Genomic DNA, 15,874 nt, shown 5'->3' with positions numbered 1-15,874 from the left:
TTCGCTATAGCATAAGGGAGAGATGCCGAACGTCGGCGCGCTGCTGTGTCCCACATTTCGCTTCAAAGTGTAAATTTTGCGCCACACAGTCCGCCCGCCCGGTAAATTAGCGCATGGGCCGGCCGGTGGCGTTCCGCTCCCGACCCCTCACGCATGGCAAACAAGGAGACGGACGAATGACGGAGCGTACGGAACGCGGCGGGAGCTTGCCTTGGATCCTCGGAGGCGTCGCGTTGACCGCGGTGGCGCTGGCAGGAACGACTCTGTGGAACAAACGCCAGGCCAGCCGCGCTGAGCGACGGGCACCGGCACAAGGGCGCTTCGTCGATATCGCGGGGGTCCGCCTGCATTATCTTGAGAAGGGGCAGGGTCCGGTCGTATTGCTGTTGCACGGGACGGGCTTGCAAGCCACGGACTTCGTCGCCAGCGGTTTGTTCGATGTGTTGGCGCGCCGCCATCGTGTGATTGCGATCGACCGCCCGGGATTCGGCTATAGCGGCGTGTCGCCTGATGGCGGTCCGGTCCTGCATGGCCTGCGCATCGCCGATGACGAATATGGTGAAGCGGGGTTGCTTGCGGACCCATTCACGCCGGCGGAACAGGCGCACCCCGATATGCCCGTGTCGCCCATGGCGCAAGCAGCCACCATTCGAAACTTCCTCGATTTCATGGAAATCGACGAGGCGGTGGTCGTTGGACATTCGTTTGGCGCCACGGTCGCTGCGGCATTGGCACTGACTTCTCCTGAATCCGTGAAAGGCCTCGTTCTGCTGGGGGGCTATTTCTATCCTGGCATGCATCTGGAGGCATTGGCGAGCTTGCAGCAGTTACCATTGGTTGGCAGATTGATCGGCCAGTCTGTCACCCCACTCGCGGTTCGACTGCTGGCACGTCGGGCTGCCAAGCGTATGTTTGCACCGCACTCGGTGACACCGAGCTTTGAAGCGCTGGTGCCGCGCGGCATGCGTGCGCGCCCGTCCCAGGTAAGCGCGGCGGCACGGGAAAAAGCCTTGATGCTCCCGGGCGTTTTCAAGTTGCGCAAACGCTATTGGGAAATCCTGCAGCCCACGACGATCTTCGTGGGTGACGCCGATGCGGTCGTCGATCCCGGGGCGCAATCGCTGCGGCTGCATCGTGACATCCCCCATAGTGATCTGCGTATCCTGCCCCGCGTGGGACATATGTCGCATTATGCCGCGGCCCGGAAGATTGCCGCCGCGGTTGCGCAGCATTCCGGGCAACCCGCCAGTGCCTATGGCGCTTTTGGCGGCGATGTGAACGCACTATTGCAGCCTGCCGATCAACGTGGTGAATAAAAACCGCTTTTGGATACAGTCGCAATGAATGAAGCGTCCAATAGCCGCGAAACCGGCGCGACCAATGCCTCCGGGCAGGGCGGACCCGCACCCGACGAGGAAGCGATGGCATTTGCCCGCGAGGTGTTTGACTGTACTCGCCGCGGTGATGCCGCAATGCTCGGCAAGCTCATCGAGAAAGGCCTGCCCGTGAATCTGCGCAACGAAAACGGCGACACGATGTTGATGCTGGCCAGTTATCACGGGCACGTCGATGCAGTGAAGGTTTTGCTTGCCGGCGGCGCTGATCCCGATCTACGCAACGATAAGGGGCAGACGCCCATTGCGGGCGCGGCTTTCAAGGGTTATCGGCAGATCATCGATACCTTGCTCGAGCATGGCGCTGACGTGGAGGGGGCATCTCCTGACGGTCGCACCGCATTGATGATCGCGGCAATGTTCAATCGTATTGATATCGTGCGCCAGTTGATTGCGCGCGGCGCCAACCCCGACGCACGCGACGCCCAGGGAAATGATGCCCGGGTCGCGGCCCGTACGATGGGGGCGACCGAGGTGTTGGCCTTGCTTCAGGAGGGGCGCGCCGCCTGAAGGGATGGCGTGTCATGTTGCCGTATCTCCTGTTTGGTCTCGGCGGCAGATCACGGAACGATAGATACACTCCTGGGAATAAGGAATGACCGCAGTTGTACGCGCTGGGACTCATGCAATGCAATCCCCTGCAGGGGAGGCAGCGCATATCGATCTGTCCGGTAAAGGACAGATCCGCGGCGTAATCTTCGACAGCGACGGTACGCTGGTCGACAGCGAAATCTTGTCGGCTCAAGTCGTGGTGGAAATGCTGGCCGAACAGGGCATCACCATGGATGAGGAAGACGCATTGCGTCGATTCCGGGGGTGCGAGTTCGCCAAATTTCTCGCAACGTTGGCGCAAGACACGGGTTTGACCGAGCTGGACGCTTTCACAGATGGATTCCGTGATCGCAGTAAGGCACGCTATGCCGCCCAATTGCAGGCAATGCCGAATGCGGTCGCCCTTGTGCGTGAACTGCGGGTGCCGATATCCGTTGCATCGAACGGGCCACGCGATAAGTTGGATGTCTGCCTGCGTGCGGCCGGTCTGCTTGCGTATTTCCCGGATCGCATTTTCAGTGCCTATGAGGTTGGCGCGTGGAAGCCCGATCCTGCGTTGATCCTGCATGCGGCCAGCGCGATGGGGGTAGCGCCACTGGACTGCCTACTCGTCGAGGACAGTGTCGTTGGTATCGAGGCGGGACTTGCGGCCGGTGTGCACGTTGTCGGCTACCGACTTGAGGACCACGTGAAGGCGCGCTTGAGCCGCCCGGTGCCCGTGATCGAAAACATAATGGAGGTAGTGGATTGGATCGCCCCAGACGCGCAACGCGTCTGATACGGGCTATTTTGCCGCGCTGGGCGCCGTAGGCGATGACGCGGCCGCAACGCCGGATGCGGCTGACGAGGCTGTAGGCGCCGCCGCGGTGGCGGCAGGAACAGCCGGGGCCGAGGCGCTTGAAGCCGATGTGGCGGCGCTCGCGGGTGCGGATGATGCCGGGGCCGCATTTGGTGTACCCGCGGCCGGCTGGGTTATCGGTGGCGGCGCGGGTGTGGGCAAGGGGGCGATGGTATCGGTCGTCGAGGGTGTCGTGCCAATCACGACCGGCACTGGCTCCGCATTACCGAGCTTCGGCGATGCAAGTGGTGCGAGCCTATTGCTGATCACGTCCGCATCCGACACAGGCGTTGCGCGAACAACCGTTTTCAAATAGTGATCCACCAGACCGAAGAATCGCTCATAGAACAATCCTGGTGGGATGGTCTGACTCGAAATTTTCACCATCGAATCATTGTTCGAACGAATCGGCAGCGAAACGGAACCGAGGACACTCAGTCCCACGCTTGCGGACGTGTCGCTCTTTTTAAGCGCGTAATTGTCCTGTACCGCGTTGACGTACAGCACGCTCGCGCTGGACGACGACTCGCTCGGCGTACAGACGATGTGAAACGACACTGATACGTGATTTTCCGCGCTCGGTTGGAACCCCTTTGTCGCGTCCACGGTATCCGATGTCGACGTGGATGTCGTATAGCCCTGGCTCAAGACTGCCCGGCGCGCGGCCTCGCAGGCTTGCGCGCTGGTCGCGTTGAATGTATGCGCATACGGACTGATGTTGGTGGAAAACAGATCCGGCTGGAACGGTTTCTGCGAAGAGCCACAGCCCGCAAGCAAGGCAAGCGATGATAGCGCCACGGGTACCGCCCATGGGATAGCGGCAAACAAGCGGCGTGGTGACATTGACGACAGGGATTGGAGTGCGTGGCGCATGGCAGCAGGACGGCGACGACAATGGCAACTGGTCATGATAGCGCCGCGTGGCCGGCGCCGCCAGTAGATTCCCCTACGCGCGTGTTACGCGGCGTGTTTTCCATCCCGTCGTCCCCATCTTCGTCTCTGTCCCGGTCATCGTCTTGACCGTCATTTTTCTCGCCGGCTTTGGTTTCGGTGTCCGTGGCGCCTTGCAGCAGATCGGCCAAATCCGTGATATCGCGGCGCAACGTCTGAATCGTGAACGGCAACACTCCCAGTTTCTGCTGCGCGGCGGCAGCCAGATCCGGGGCCCTTTCCGAGGCCATCGACAGCACCTCGATGACCTTGCCGACGGCCTGGTCGAGATCCTTGATTGCGCTCGTCGATCCGCCATGGGTCAGCGCATGCCCCAACGCCTCGAAGGCGCGATGGGATACGTCGGCAAGTCCTTCGATCGCACTGTCCAGTTCGGGCCACTCCGCGGCTTGCGGCCAGTCATCCGTTGCCCGACCGACAAAGATCACATCGCTATGGATGCGACGCAGCGCGCGAATTTCCACGCCCAGATCAAGATGACGTGCGCCGGGCTCGCGACGGGCGTCCTGCACACTTTTTTCCGCGGCGGCGATCGCCGCGCGTACCTTGTCATGAAGCGGGATGATGCGATCGCTTTGTATACGACCACGCTCGACCAGGAAGCGATCGAGCAGATCGGCCAGTGGGCCCATGGCCCGCGCGCATTGTCGGCGAATCGCCCGATGCGCATGTGATGGGAATACCAACAACGAGACCAGCACGCCAAAGACCGTGCCGAGGGAGATTTCCAGCACCCGATACGCTGCACCGAGCCAAAACGGATGAAAGTCCGCGCCGGCGAGAATCACGATCACCGCGGTGATCGGCGCGATACGATAACCTGGGCGGGTGGCCGCCATGAAGGCGAGCGGTACCAGTGCAATCAAGAGTGCGAGCCATACCGGGGCCGCCAGCGCGAGGAGGGGCGTGACCAATGCGCCGACCAGGGCACCCGCGACAGTTCCGACAAGGCGGTCGATGCTGACGGTAACGGTTCCTCCCACATTGGCCTGAATCACGACCAAGGCGGTGATGACCGACCAGAAGCTTTGCGCGAAGCCGAAATACTCGGCGCAGGCGTAGGACCCGAAAGCGCCGATCAACAGCCGGGCCACCATGCGGCCGTGCGTGCGCATAATACGCAGCACGGCCGGCGCCAGTGTGCGAAGCGTGGTAAGCGACTTCATACGGCATCCCTCATCTGTCTCCTTTGTTTCTTTTCTTGTCGAGGTCCCGATTGCCGACCTTCGGCGCGGGGCCTCGTTACCACGGTTCAGCGTCATGGCTCATGCCGATGCGCTGCGTTTGGCCTGTCCGATCGCTTGTAACGCCTGGTCCAGTCGTGTCAGCGCGGCATCGGTGCCCGGTAGCCCTATTCGCACGCTCGGCAGGCTGGGTGTCGGCGTCAAACCGTCTGCGCGATCGGCCGATGTATCCGGTGCCACGCTTGGCGATGTCTGGAAGGAGGGCGCTGGAAAACAGCGTATCCAGATGCCATATTCCGCGAGCTGGGCTTGCAAGGTCAGCGCTTCGGCGTACGGCCACCAGGCAAACAACGGTGTGATGCGCGCGGGGAAGCCGTGTTTTACCAGTATTGCGTACAATCCGCGGCTTTGGGCGCGCAGTGTCTGGCGCATGGCTTCCTGCCAAGGCCGATCCTGTAGCGCCTCGCGCGCCGCATGCCGGGCCGGTCCGGCGACGGTCCACGCGCCGAGGTGTCCGCGTAAGGCGTCGCACACAGCGGGTGACGCCACCACGAAGCCGGCGCGTATACCGGCAAGACCAAAGAACTTCCCCACGGAACGCAGCACGATCAAGCCATCCTGTGTGATGTCTTTCGAGATGATTGAAGCACATCCCGGCTCCGGTGGAGACAACGGCGCGGTAGGGTGCGTCGGGACGTCCGTCGGCGTTTCCGCCACGTCACGGTCCATCGCCGCGTCGACGGGGGCACATGCATAGGCGTCCGCAAATGCTTCGTCGACGATCAATGTGCCGCCGCGCCGTGCGAGCGTCTCGCGCCAGCGATGCAGTCGTGCCACCGTGTGCCGATCCGTGGTCGGGTTGTTCGGATTGACGACGACTAGATAACGCACCGTATCCGGCAATGTATCGAGCGGCGCGGGGTCCGCTGGATCGAATCGATGTACGCGAATCCCCGCGGCGGTGAATGCGGGCGCATATTCACCATAAGTCAACGTTGCCACGGCGGCGTCGCCGAGCGGCAGTGGCGCTGGCGGGCTGCAAGTGCTTTCCGGCGCCATCGCGTTCGGGACGGACCCCATGGCCGCGAGAATGCCCGGGAGGGCGCGGATGACTGCTTGCGTGCCCGCCACCGGCAATATCGCGCTTGCGTGGCAGCCATAATAGGCGGCCGCAACCTCGGCCAAGTCGTCGTGGTCATCGGGTAGCATGCGCCAGATTCCGGGGGGCGGCATCGATACCGGATAGGCCTGCGGATTAATGCCTGTCGACAGGTCCAGCCAGGCTTCCCGGGGGCGTTTGTAGCGGTCGATGGCACGCTGCAAATCACCGCCATGTACGACAACGTCGCGTCGAACGGACGGGCGCGGCGGTAATGATGGGATGCTGGCGTAATGGTCGCTCATGACCAGGCGCGTGGCCATAGGGCCAGGGTGACGCCGATGCCCATGGCAATCGCCAGCCAAAGCAGAAGCGTACGCTGGACCAAGGCAAGGGCGCGTGTCACATCCCGTGCCATCGGCGGGGCACCGCAGCCCAGCAAGGGGCGGTGCTCGTCACGACCGTGGTAGCGTGCGGTACCGCCCAGCTGTACTTGCAGGCTCCCCGCGCCCGCCGCCATCACCGGCCCGGCATTGGGACTGTCCCAGGCAGGGGCTTGTTGTTGCCAGCAACGCCATCCGTCACCCGCGGCTCCAAGGGCAAGGTAGGCCATCGCGGTCAGCCGCGCCGGGATCCAATTCGCGATATCGTCTATTCGTGCCGCGGCCCAGCCGTAATGCAGCAGACGTGGCGTTCGATAGCCCCACATCGCATCCAGCGTATTGATCAGGCGATACGCCAACGCGGCCGGGCCACCCCCAATGAGAAACCAGAACAGTGGTGCGAAGATCGCGTCGCTACCGTTCTCCAGCGTGGACTCGACCGCGGCTTTGGCGACCGCAGTCTCGTCCGCATGGGTCAGGTCGCGCGACACGACACGCGCCGCCGCTGCCCGGGCGGACATGAGGTCCGCCCGCGCCAATGCCTGCGCAACCGGGGCAATGTGATCGCGCAAACTGCGCGCGCCCAAGGCGAACCACAACAACAGCACATGCAGTAACGCCGCTATTGGCCAGGGGCAACGGTGCAGGATGAACGCGGCGGCGGCTGTGGGCGGAAGCACCACGCATGCCCATCCAAGGAACCCACGCATGCGTGCGCTTATCGCGGCGGCGGCGCGATCGGCTGACTGCGCGCGAACATCGTCACATTCATGCTCGCCGCAGCGTGGCACGTGCACGTCGTGCGTCCGCGAGGGTGCCTTTCGATTGAATGCGCGCTCGATGCCGTTGGCCACTCGCCCGACACCGATCAGGGGATGCCAGCGTGCAGGCTCGCCGAGGCATCGGTCAACGGCGACCGCGGCAAGGGCAAGCAGGCTGCCCGTCAGGAACGAAAATGCGCCGATCATGTCGCCGAACCGTCCATCTGCGAACCATTGCCGCTATCCGGCACGACGGTCAAGGGTAGCGGCAGCCAATTTGCAAGCCGTGCAAGATCAAGGTGCGATTCCACGGCATCGGTCAATCGATTCAGGTCGCGCTCACGGCGAGCCGCCAGGTCTAAACCGGCCAATGCGGAAGAGGGGCTGGTTGTCCCTTCCGATAAGCACGGAGGAAGTACCGTTGACGCATCGATAGCACTTGCCCATCCGAGCAGGGCCTGGGCGGCGTCGGGATGATCGAAAAGGCCATGTAGATAGGTCCCCAGAATCTGACCGTCGTCGGATTGCGCACCATCGAATCGAACACTGATGGGATCAGGCACATCTGTTTCGCAAGCGCCCGCGCGATCGGGTAACGGTGCGCCTGGATCGGTTTCCCGGCACTTGGCGTCGCCCGTTCCCGTCGTCGGTGACAGGGGGGCGATCGCATCGGCGCGTGTCTCCTCGATACGGACAAGCGGACGTGACAGGCCGGCACCATGGCTGGTACCCATATGAATTTCATAGCCGATCACGGGAATCGACATGGGTTGCAAGCTACTGCTCGACGTGCCGTGCGATGCAAGGGTCAGCGTACCGCGCACGTTGCGTAAGTGCTTGTGCCGTCCGATCGTTGTCTCGATATCAAGCAAGGCGAGGCCGGGGCTGCTGCCGGGTGGTCCTTCGAGCCCCTCGGGATCGTGAACTTGATGCCCAAGCATTTGGAATCCACCGCAAATACCGATGACTTTGCCTCCGTACCGCAGGTGACGGCGCAATGCGGGAGCCCAGCCCTGTGCGTGCAGCCACGCGAGGTCGGCGCGCGTGCTTTTGCTGCCGGGCAAGATCACGAGATCGGCGGGTGGCAACGGTTCGCCTGCTCGAACAAAACGGAAATCCACTGACTCGTTCAATCGTAGCGCGTCGAAGTCCGTCGCGTTCGAGATCCGAGGAAAAGCGGGCGCCACTATGCGAATGCGCGCGTTTGCAGACATGGGGGTTCGGGTGTCCGGTAGCGCATCTTCCGCATCCAGATACAGGCCTTGCAGAAAAGGCAATACGCCCAGCACCGGCTTGCCGGTACGGGCCTCAAGCCAGCGCAGGCCGGGTTCCAGTAACGCCGGATCGCCGCGAAAGCGATTGATGACAAATCCGACGATGCGCGCCTGTTCGGACGGTGCCAAGACGTCCAGGGTGCCCACCAGATGTGCGAATACGCCGCCTTTATCAATATCGGCGACCAGGATGACCGGGCAATCGACGGCTTCGGCGAATCCCATATTGGCAATGTCGCCTTCACGCAGATTGATCTCCGCCGGGCTCCCCGCACCCTCCACCAATATTGCGTCGTATTGCAGTTGCAATCGCCTGTAGCTGCGCAGGACACCGTCCATCGCAACGGGTTTGTAGGCGTGATAATCGCGCGCATTCAGGTTGGCGACTGGCTTGCCGTGGACAATCACTTGCGCCGTGCGGTCGCTGCCCGGTTTCAGCAACACGGGGTTCAGATCCGTATGCGGCGCAATACCAGCCGCATAGGCCTGCAAGGCCTGCGCGCGTCCGATCTCGCCACCGTCCACACTGACCGCGCTGTTCAACGCCATGTTTTGTGGTTTGAACGGCGCGACTTTGACGCCGCGTCTTGCCAGCAATCGGCAAAGCGCCGCTACCAGCGTGCTTTTGCCTGCATCCGATGTCGTGCCTTGCACCATCAGCGTGTGACAGCGGGCAGGTAAGGCATTGCCGACGTGAAGGGGTGCGATCGAAGACGTTGGTTCGGGAGCCGTGCGGATGGGCATTGCGGAGGGGGCAGCGGAAGTAAAGGCGTCAGGCATTGTATCGGTTAAGCGGCGGCCGGTTTGTCGTCTGCCCCTGCATCGATGCGGGACATGGGCCATCAGTGGCGAGCCTACACCATAGCAAAAATGTCATGCCAGGTGCACAGCTACGTCAGGTGTTTCGTATTGCCGCGATAAAGGAAGGTAACAGGCAGCGACGTACCGCTACGCGGTAGCACGCCGCTTCCTTTTTCGGTCTGCACTCGAAGTGAGTGGATAATGAATAATCAATTAGATAAATAAGCCCGTCCTCTTCCGGTGTTTTGCGATGTATTCCGTGGTTGAGGCTTGACGTTGAGCAACGGAGGTGACGAGACGTCATAACGTAGGCAGGCTGCTAAGCCTTGCCTGATCAAGCTTTTCGGATTGAATGTTGCGAAAATGCATCGCACAGTTCTTTTGTCGCAAAGCGGAAATATGGCTGATCCGAATTGAATGACTGGCCGTATACGGTTCTAAATGACTACGGAAAGTATCGGTGCAAGAAGACACATTGAGAGTGATCGGTGAAAGGGTTGATTACATCGTCGATTTGGCAGCGATTGAGCGGTAACTCCGTGGTTTAGTGAAATCGTTCCCGTGGTGCCGCGAGGTTTGCATCCCCTCGATTCGAGTCGATTTTTCAAACGCTCGTCTGTATGTTACGTAACCGTAACGGTACGTAACGTCTTCGAAAATGATGCGTTAATTCGATAATTTCGTGTATATATTGTCTTAACACGCAACAACCAATCGTCGCGATTGCTTTTTCGCGGCACATAATGTCAGGCCATACGATGGATGCCTTGCACCGAATCTCGCCTCCTTTGCCATTCAACGATGCAGAACGTCTGCGCGCGTTGTGGGACAGCTGCATCCTCGACACACCGCGAGATCCCGCGTTCGATGCGGTTGCGCAGGCGGCGTCGGAGCTGTTGCAGGCACCTATTGCGGGCATATCGTTGGTCGACCAGCATCGGCAATGGTTCAAGGCGTCGGTCGGGGTGGGTCTGACCGACACTGCACGCGAAGATGCGTTTTGTGCGTATGCGATCTTGCAGCGCGAGCCCCTGATCGTACTGGATGCGCGCTGCGACGCGCGGTTTGCGGACAATCCCTTGGTCACCTCGCCGCCAGGCGTTCGGTTCTACGTAGGTGTTCCGGTGCGTAGTGAAGATGGCATGCCGCTTGGCACATTGTGCGTTGCCGATGTCGCGCCTCGTGGCAGTGTCGAGCCACACGTGCTGAAGATGCTCGAGGACATGGCCGAGACGGTGGAGGTAATGATCCGGATGCATCGCTCGTCGCATTATGTCGATCGCGCGTCGAATCTGCCAAACCAGCGCCGCTTCCACGAGAACGCCGCAGCATTGCGCGAGAGTGCCTTGTTGGCGACGGACGGCGACCGTACGACGTTGGCCTGCGGGCAAGGCCATGACAGTGGCGCGGAAACGAGCAAGTCTCCAGGTACGGGCAAATGGCGGGCGTATGCCGCCCGGCAGGGCTTGCTGCCTGCATCGAGCGACATGGCGAGTGCATATTGGGCCGTTTGTCTCGAGGCCGTGCCGGCCAGACGCGCGGAAGACTGGCTGGCGTGCGGCAAGCCGGAGCGAATTGACCAGCACATTGAGCATATGGCCGCTTGGCTCCGATCCGCTGTCGTGACCCGCGATGGTGTGTACCGGTTGTCAGCACGACATCTGGCCTTTTTTGCGACCATGCCGCGTGCCGATATCGCGAAAACGATTGCCGCGCTCGCATCTGATTTGCATCCTGATGACGCGGCAGGTACGCGAGCCCGGTTTGCACGCATGGTGACGGCCATTGCCGAGGGGCCGCACGATGATCAAATGAATGCGTGTGCGGGTGAGATGCAACTCGTGGCGATGCGGGTGGACGCGTGTAACAGTAGTCACGATCTGATCACCGCGTTGATGGCGCCGCGTGTCGCCGTGCATCACACCCGGGAAGTACGCCGGTCCATCGCGTTCGATACAAGCCGCACCGCGCATGCGTCCGGCGAAGGTAAGGGCGCGGGCCAGGAGTATGCCGTAAGCACGATCGGCGCGCTCACGAAATCGCCTCGCATGGCCGGGTCCTACACACCGGTTCGAGATGGATGCCAGATGCGTGTCAATCTCTGTGCGGCCATTGCTGAAGGATTTGACGTGATTTTGCCGGAAGAGCGTATTGATGATGGCACGGGCCAGGCACCCGGTACCGGCTTTTACACGGCAGATGGGGCGGTGTCGCTGACATCAGCGGCTCAAGGTGTGGTTGGAGAAAAGTTGTGCGCCGTGCTGGATGCGACGCAACGGCATGCGCTCCTCGATTGGTTTTCACGGTGGTGGACGATGGAGCGGCGCACTTCCGCGCGACTGCAAATCCGAGGCGGGGCGACGTTGCTGGCGCAATCGCCAAGACAATGGCTCGATGCATTGCTGCATGTCGGCTTACTGCCGGCCCAAGTGGAAATAGCGGTACCGCTCGCGCACCTTTGCGAGCGCTTTGCCGATACGCAAAAGCGGATTCGGGCATGGCGCGAATTGGGGATCGGCGTTGTCGTCACCGGATTTGGCGCAGGCTTCGATACGGTGCGCTGGTTGCCAACGCTGCCCCTGACGGCCGTGTGCTTTGATTTTCGGGTCATCGAAGCCGTGCGCAGCACGCCAAAGCACGCACGGGTAGTGCAGCGCTTGGTCTCACTGGCCCACACATTGGAAATGCGCGTCAGCGTCGAAGGCCTGGAAAGCGAGGAAGCGTTGCGCATCGCAAGGGGCCTGGGGATCGATGAGGGCAGTGGCGACGCCGTGGCGCACGTGCTCGAAAGTGACAGCGCCATTCGACCGGCACTGGCTCGCGCATCAAACGGTGTGATGACCGGTTCAGCCAATGTTCCGCTCGCGAGGCATGCCGTGCCGTTGTTGCGCCAGGTGGGCGACGCGCCGGCGGTATCCGGTTGCCAGCATGGCGAAGTATGTAATGCGGGATGTATTCCGCCTCGAATGTCCGCACGCGATTCGGTTACGCGTGCTTCCATGTATCCTCGTTTCCGATTTCAGTCATGAACGTTACCTCGTTTTTCCGCTCGTTCCGTGAACGTTTGATGGGTTCACATTCCGTAGACGATCTGACCGGGCAAGTGGCGGCGATCGACAAATCGCAATCGGTGGTCGAATTTTCGCTTGATGGCAGGATATTGGACGCCAATGAGAATTTTTGTCGTCTTTCCGGCTATTCACGTAAATTTCTGATTGGTAAGCATCATCGGATATTCGTTGAACCGGCAATGCGCGCCAGCGCAGAAGATCGGCGTTTCTGGGACAAGCTGGGGCGCGGTGAATTCGATGCCGGTATCTATAAACGCTTGGCTGCGGACGGTCGCGAAATGTGGTTGCAGGCGACGTACAATCCGCTGCTTGATACTTACGGCCGCCCATTCAAGGTAGTCAAGTACGCGACGGACATTACCGAGGAACACGAACGCACGGCGGAACTGGACGGGCAGATTGCGGCCATACGCAAAGCCCAGTTGGTTGCGGAATTCGATCTGGACGGCAATGTGCTGACGGCGAACGACAATTTTTTGCGGACATTCGGTTATCGCATGGAAGAGTTGCATGGCACGCATCATCGACGCCTCGTTGCGCCAATGGATCGCGAGAATGCTGAATATCAACGTTTTTGGGAAAAGCTCGGCCAGGGCGAATACGATGCGGGCTGTTATCCGCGCGTATCGAAAAGCGGTCGCACGGTATGGCTGCAAGCGACGTACAATCCGATTTTCGATTGCAATGGCCGACCGTTCAAGGTCATCAAATACGCGACTGACGTGACCGAGCAGACGGTTGCGACACGGACCTTGCAGGACGCGGTGCTGAAGCTTTCGGCGGCATTGCGTACCAGCGCTGCGAATGCGAAAGAAGCCAGCAATATGGCGCAGGATGCGTCGGAGGTGGCGCTGCGCGGAGGACAAGTCATGGATGAAGTAATCGAGTCAATGCGCGAAGTGAAGGAAAGCGCGGAAGTGATTTCGTCTATCGTCAACGTCATCGATGACATCGCCTTTCAGACCAATCTGCTGGCATTGAATGCGTCGATCGAAGCCGCATGGGCCGGTGAGCAAGGAAAGGGGTTCGCCGGCGTCGCCAATGAGGTGCGGGCACTGGCGCAACGCAGTGCGGATTCGGCGAAAGAGGTCCGCGACCGTATCAGTAATTCGGTGGAGCAGGTCGGTGTCAACGCGCAGCGGGTGGCCGCCGCGGGTGAGACGATGTTCGAGATTGTCGGTTCGGTGGAGCGTGTGACCGGGAAGCTTGGAGAGATCCGCAATGCGTCGCTGGCGCAGTCTGCCGGCATGCATGCGCTTCATGCCGTGGTCGCACGGTTGCCGCATGCGCACAACGATCACGCGGCCTGAGGGAGGGAGTCTGCCCCGACTGCTCCGGGCGCCATTGGTATGGGCCTCGGACAGGCCAGGTTGGTGAGAAATCCGGTAAGCTGGCGATTTAGACGCAGGCGGCTCGGAATGCGGGCCAGGGTGATTATGCGATTGATCGTGGGTATGACCGGTGCGACGGGCGCGCCCGTTGCGGTAAAAGTGTTGGAAGCGTTGCAGTTGCTCCGGGTGGAAACGCACCTGATCATGTCGCAATGGGGCTCGGTGACGTTGCAGACCGAGTGCGGCCAGAGCGTACAGGACGTGCGGGCGTTGGCTAGTGTCGTACACGATGCGCGAAACCTGGCAGCACCGGTGTCCAGCGGCTCATTTCGGCATGATGGCATGTTGGTGGTACCTTGTAGCACGAAGTCGCTGGCGTCCATCCGTATCGGTTTGTCCGATAATCTCATTACGCGTGCCGCTGACGTGACGTTGAAAGAGCGTCGCAAACTTGTGCTCGCCGTGCGCGAAACGCCATTCAATTCGATCCACCTCGAGAACATGCTGGCGTTGTCGAATATGGGCGTGACGATTTATCCCTTGATGCCTGCGTATTATTTGCTTCCCACCAGCATGGATGACGTCAATACGCAGATGGCGGCGCGCCTACTCGACCAATTTGGCTTGGTGCATCCTGATATCCGTCGCTGGGATGGTTTGAAACCGAATGGGGCGACGACAGCCGATGGCACTGAGTAGTTACGGGTGCTATTCATGTGAATGTTATTGCCGCTTATCGCGACCGCCTGGCGTTTTTTGACAATAGCCCGTCCTGAACGACGCGTATGTGATCGATCACAACCATTGAAAGCCTTTGGCCATCAAGCCAGCAAGGCCGATAGCGACAGCCGTGATGGCGCCAAATAAAATACGAAAATCGGTCTCGATGTGGCACCTCATCGAACGCATGTCTTTTTTCAAATCGCCGAGGTCGCGTTGAATGTATTCGATGGCTACTTCAAGCCTGGATATTCTTGTTTCCATTGCGTTTTCCGGTGTAGGTGAATCGCCAGGTCGGCGATGCGAGCAAACCGTAAAAATCTGCGGTGAAGCGTCATCCATCGTATGTCGTCCCATTGCATCCTTACGCTGACGACTCATCATCTATGTGGGTTTTCCGATCAATGTGGATGTCTGTACGCTAGCCAGGCGGCATGTGATACCAACGATCAAGGCATATAGCTATTTAATACGTTTCTTGTCGTGCTTTCAAGCTAGCCTAACGGCTTAAGATAAAGCCTAATCGTGCGGAGGCTAGCGGATCTATCGTGTGGTGATGCCCCTAATACCGTGACGGCGGCTCGTCCGTTCGGCGAGCGAGTATTTGGCGCATCGGAAGTGCGCTAGGTTTATTGGGCGGCGGCGCGTTGCGGCCGTCTTTCCCGCCCCATGCCCGCAGTTCTTTCAGTAGCGGCGTACGCGCCACCAGGCTAACGCCAACACTCCGAACCATATCGGTGTGGCACACAGGGCTGCCCGCGTATCCGGGCGTTGCCACAACATCACCAAAATAGCGGCGAAGAATATCAGCACCACCCAGCACATCAGCCGTCCGCCGGGCATGGGATAACTGGAGCTTGCGTGCAACGCCTGTCGCGTACGTCTGTATTGCAAATAGCTAAGCAGGATCATGGTCCAGACAAACATGAACAAGAGCGCCGATACGGTGGTGATCAGCGTGAAGACTTTCATGACGTCGGGAATCCAATAGATCAAAGCGACCGCGAAAAGCAGGCATGTACATGAAAACAGTAATCCCCGTCCCGGTACCCCGCGTGCGGATAATTGCGTCAACGCGCGCGGCGCTTGCCCGTGCAAGCCGAGGCCATATAGCATCCGGCTGGTGGAAAAAATGCCACTGTTCGCCGATGACGCCGCCGATGACAGCACGACGAAATTGATCACGCTCGCGGCTGCTGGCAGCCCGGCGAGCGAGAATAACGCGACGAATGGGCTGCGGTCCGGGGACACGCTAGACCACGGGGTCACGGCCATGATCGCCAGCAATGCGCCGATGTAAAACACCAGGATACGAATGGGAATGGCATTGATGGCGCGTGGTAAGGCACGTCGTGGATCGTGCGTCTCGGCGGCTGCGGTGCCGACAAGTTCAATGCCGACGAAGGCGAAGACGGCAATCTGGAAGCCTGCGAAGAAGCCTGACACCCCGTTAGGAAAGATCCCGCCATTTCGCCACCAATGTGAAATCGATGCTGGTGGCGAGCCAGGTACCAT

13 protein-coding genes are annotated in these 15,874 nt (G+C 60.4%); 6 read left to right on the top strand and 7 right to left on the bottom strand.

The window, feature by feature from the left end; genetic code table 11:
• The first annotated feature begins 176 nt into the window (after positions 1-176).
• The 3 genes from WM40_RS21660 to WM40_RS21650 all read left to right on the top strand — a co-directional run bounded on the left by WM40_RS21660 (position 177) and on the right by WM40_RS21650 (position 2,724).
• Positions 177-1,316 carry an alpha/beta fold hydrolase gene (locus tag WM40_RS21660; protein WP_046153955.1) on the top strand — a complete coding sequence of 380 codons (1,140 nt, stop codon included), beginning with the start codon at positions 177-179 and terminating at the stop codon, positions 1,314-1,316.
• A 105-nt stretch (positions 1,317-1,421) separates the two neighbouring features.
• Positions 1,422-1,904 (top strand): ankyrin repeat domain-containing protein, encoded by a 483-nt coding sequence (locus WM40_RS21655; protein WP_046153966.1) that lies wholly within the window; start codon positions 1,422-1,424, stop codon positions 1,902-1,904.
• Between the two features lie 118 nt (positions 1,905-2,022).
• Positions 2,023-2,724: an HAD family hydrolase gene (locus WM40_RS21650; RefSeq protein ID WP_052738452.1), complete on the top strand. Its 702-nt coding sequence runs from the start codon at positions 2,023-2,025 to the stop codon at positions 2,722-2,724.
• A 6-nt stretch (positions 2,725-2,730) separates the two neighbouring features.
• Here WM40_RS21650 and WM40_RS21645 read toward each other — a convergent pair whose 3' ends face one another.
• The 5 genes from WM40_RS21645 to WM40_RS21625 all read right to left on the bottom strand — a co-directional run bounded on the left by WM40_RS21645 (position 2,731) and on the right by WM40_RS21625 (position 9,216).
• Positions 2,731-3,627: a DUF2242 domain-containing protein gene (locus WM40_RS21645; RefSeq protein ID WP_046153954.1), complete on the bottom strand. Its 897-nt coding sequence runs from the start codon at positions 3,625-3,627 to the stop codon at positions 2,731-2,733.
• A 62-nt stretch (positions 3,628-3,689) separates the two neighbouring features.
• Positions 3,690-4,901 carry an FUSC family protein gene (locus WM40_RS28190; RefSeq protein ID WP_157685892.1) on the bottom strand — a complete coding sequence of 404 codons (1,212 nt, stop codon included), beginning with the start codon at positions 4,899-4,901 and terminating at the stop codon, positions 3,690-3,692.
• Positions 4,902-5,000: 99 nt separating this feature from the next.
• Entirely contained in the window at positions 5,001-6,323 is a 1,323-nt protein-coding gene (locus WM40_RS21635; RefSeq protein ID WP_157685891.1) for a threonine-phosphate decarboxylase, read from the bottom strand.
• Positions 6,320-7,369, bottom strand: a complete 1,050-nt coding sequence (locus WM40_RS21630) for a CobD/CbiB family cobalamin biosynthesis protein (protein ID WP_046153953.1) — start codon at positions 7,367-7,369, stop codon at positions 6,320-6,322. The genes WM40_RS21635 and WM40_RS21630 overlap by 4 nt, the downstream gene beginning before the upstream one ends.
• The gene (locus tag WM40_RS21625) at positions 7,366-9,216 is read right to left on the bottom strand and encodes a cobyric acid synthase (protein WP_413783818.1); all 1,851 of its coding nucleotides are present in this window, start codon (positions 9,214-9,216) and stop codon (positions 7,366-7,368) included. The genes WM40_RS21630 and WM40_RS21625 overlap by 4 nt, the downstream gene beginning before the upstream one ends.
• A gap of 764 nt (positions 9,217-9,980) precedes the next feature.
• On the opposite strand from WM40_RS21625, the gene WM40_RS21620 reads away from it, so the two are divergent.
• The 3 genes from WM40_RS21620 to WM40_RS21610 all read left to right on the top strand — a co-directional run bounded on the left by WM40_RS21620 (position 9,981) and on the right by WM40_RS21610 (position 14,338).
• Entirely contained in the window at positions 9,981-12,266 is a 2,286-nt protein-coding gene (locus WM40_RS21620; RefSeq protein ID WP_082103093.1) for a sensor domain-containing phosphodiesterase, read from the top strand.
• A complete protein-coding gene (locus WM40_RS21615) occupies positions 12,263-13,618 on the top strand; it encodes a methyl-accepting chemotaxis protein (protein ID WP_024904613.1) in 1,356 nt (451 codons plus the stop codon). Before WM40_RS21620 ends, WM40_RS21615 begins: the two co-directional genes overlap by 4 nt.
• A gap of 126 nt (positions 13,619-13,744) precedes the next feature.
• A complete protein-coding gene (locus WM40_RS21610) occupies positions 13,745-14,338 on the top strand; it encodes a UbiX family flavin prenyltransferase (protein ID WP_024904612.1) in 594 nt (197 codons plus the stop codon).
• Positions 14,339-14,434: 96 nt separating this feature from the next.
• Here the strand turns inward: WM40_RS21610 and WM40_RS21605 are convergent, their stop codons facing one another.
• Positions 14,435-14,701 carry a hypothetical protein gene (locus tag WM40_RS21605; RefSeq protein WP_236693630.1) on the bottom strand — a complete coding sequence of 89 codons (267 nt, stop codon included), beginning with the start codon at positions 14,699-14,701 and terminating at the stop codon, positions 14,435-14,437.
• A gap of 342 nt (positions 14,702-15,043) precedes the next feature.
• On the bottom strand, positions 15,044-15,874 hold an 831-nt coding region (locus WM40_RS21600; RefSeq protein ID WP_046153951.1), incomplete at its 5' end, for an amino acid permease.

Origin of the sequence: Robbsia andropogonis (genome assembly GCF_000970345.1) — a bacterium.
Lineage (GTDB): Bacteria > Pseudomonadota > Gammaproteobacteria > Burkholderiales > Burkholderiaceae > Robbsia > Robbsia andropogonis.
Note: the sequence above shows the minus strand (reverse complement) of the source record. Positions and strands in the feature narration are given on the sequence as shown.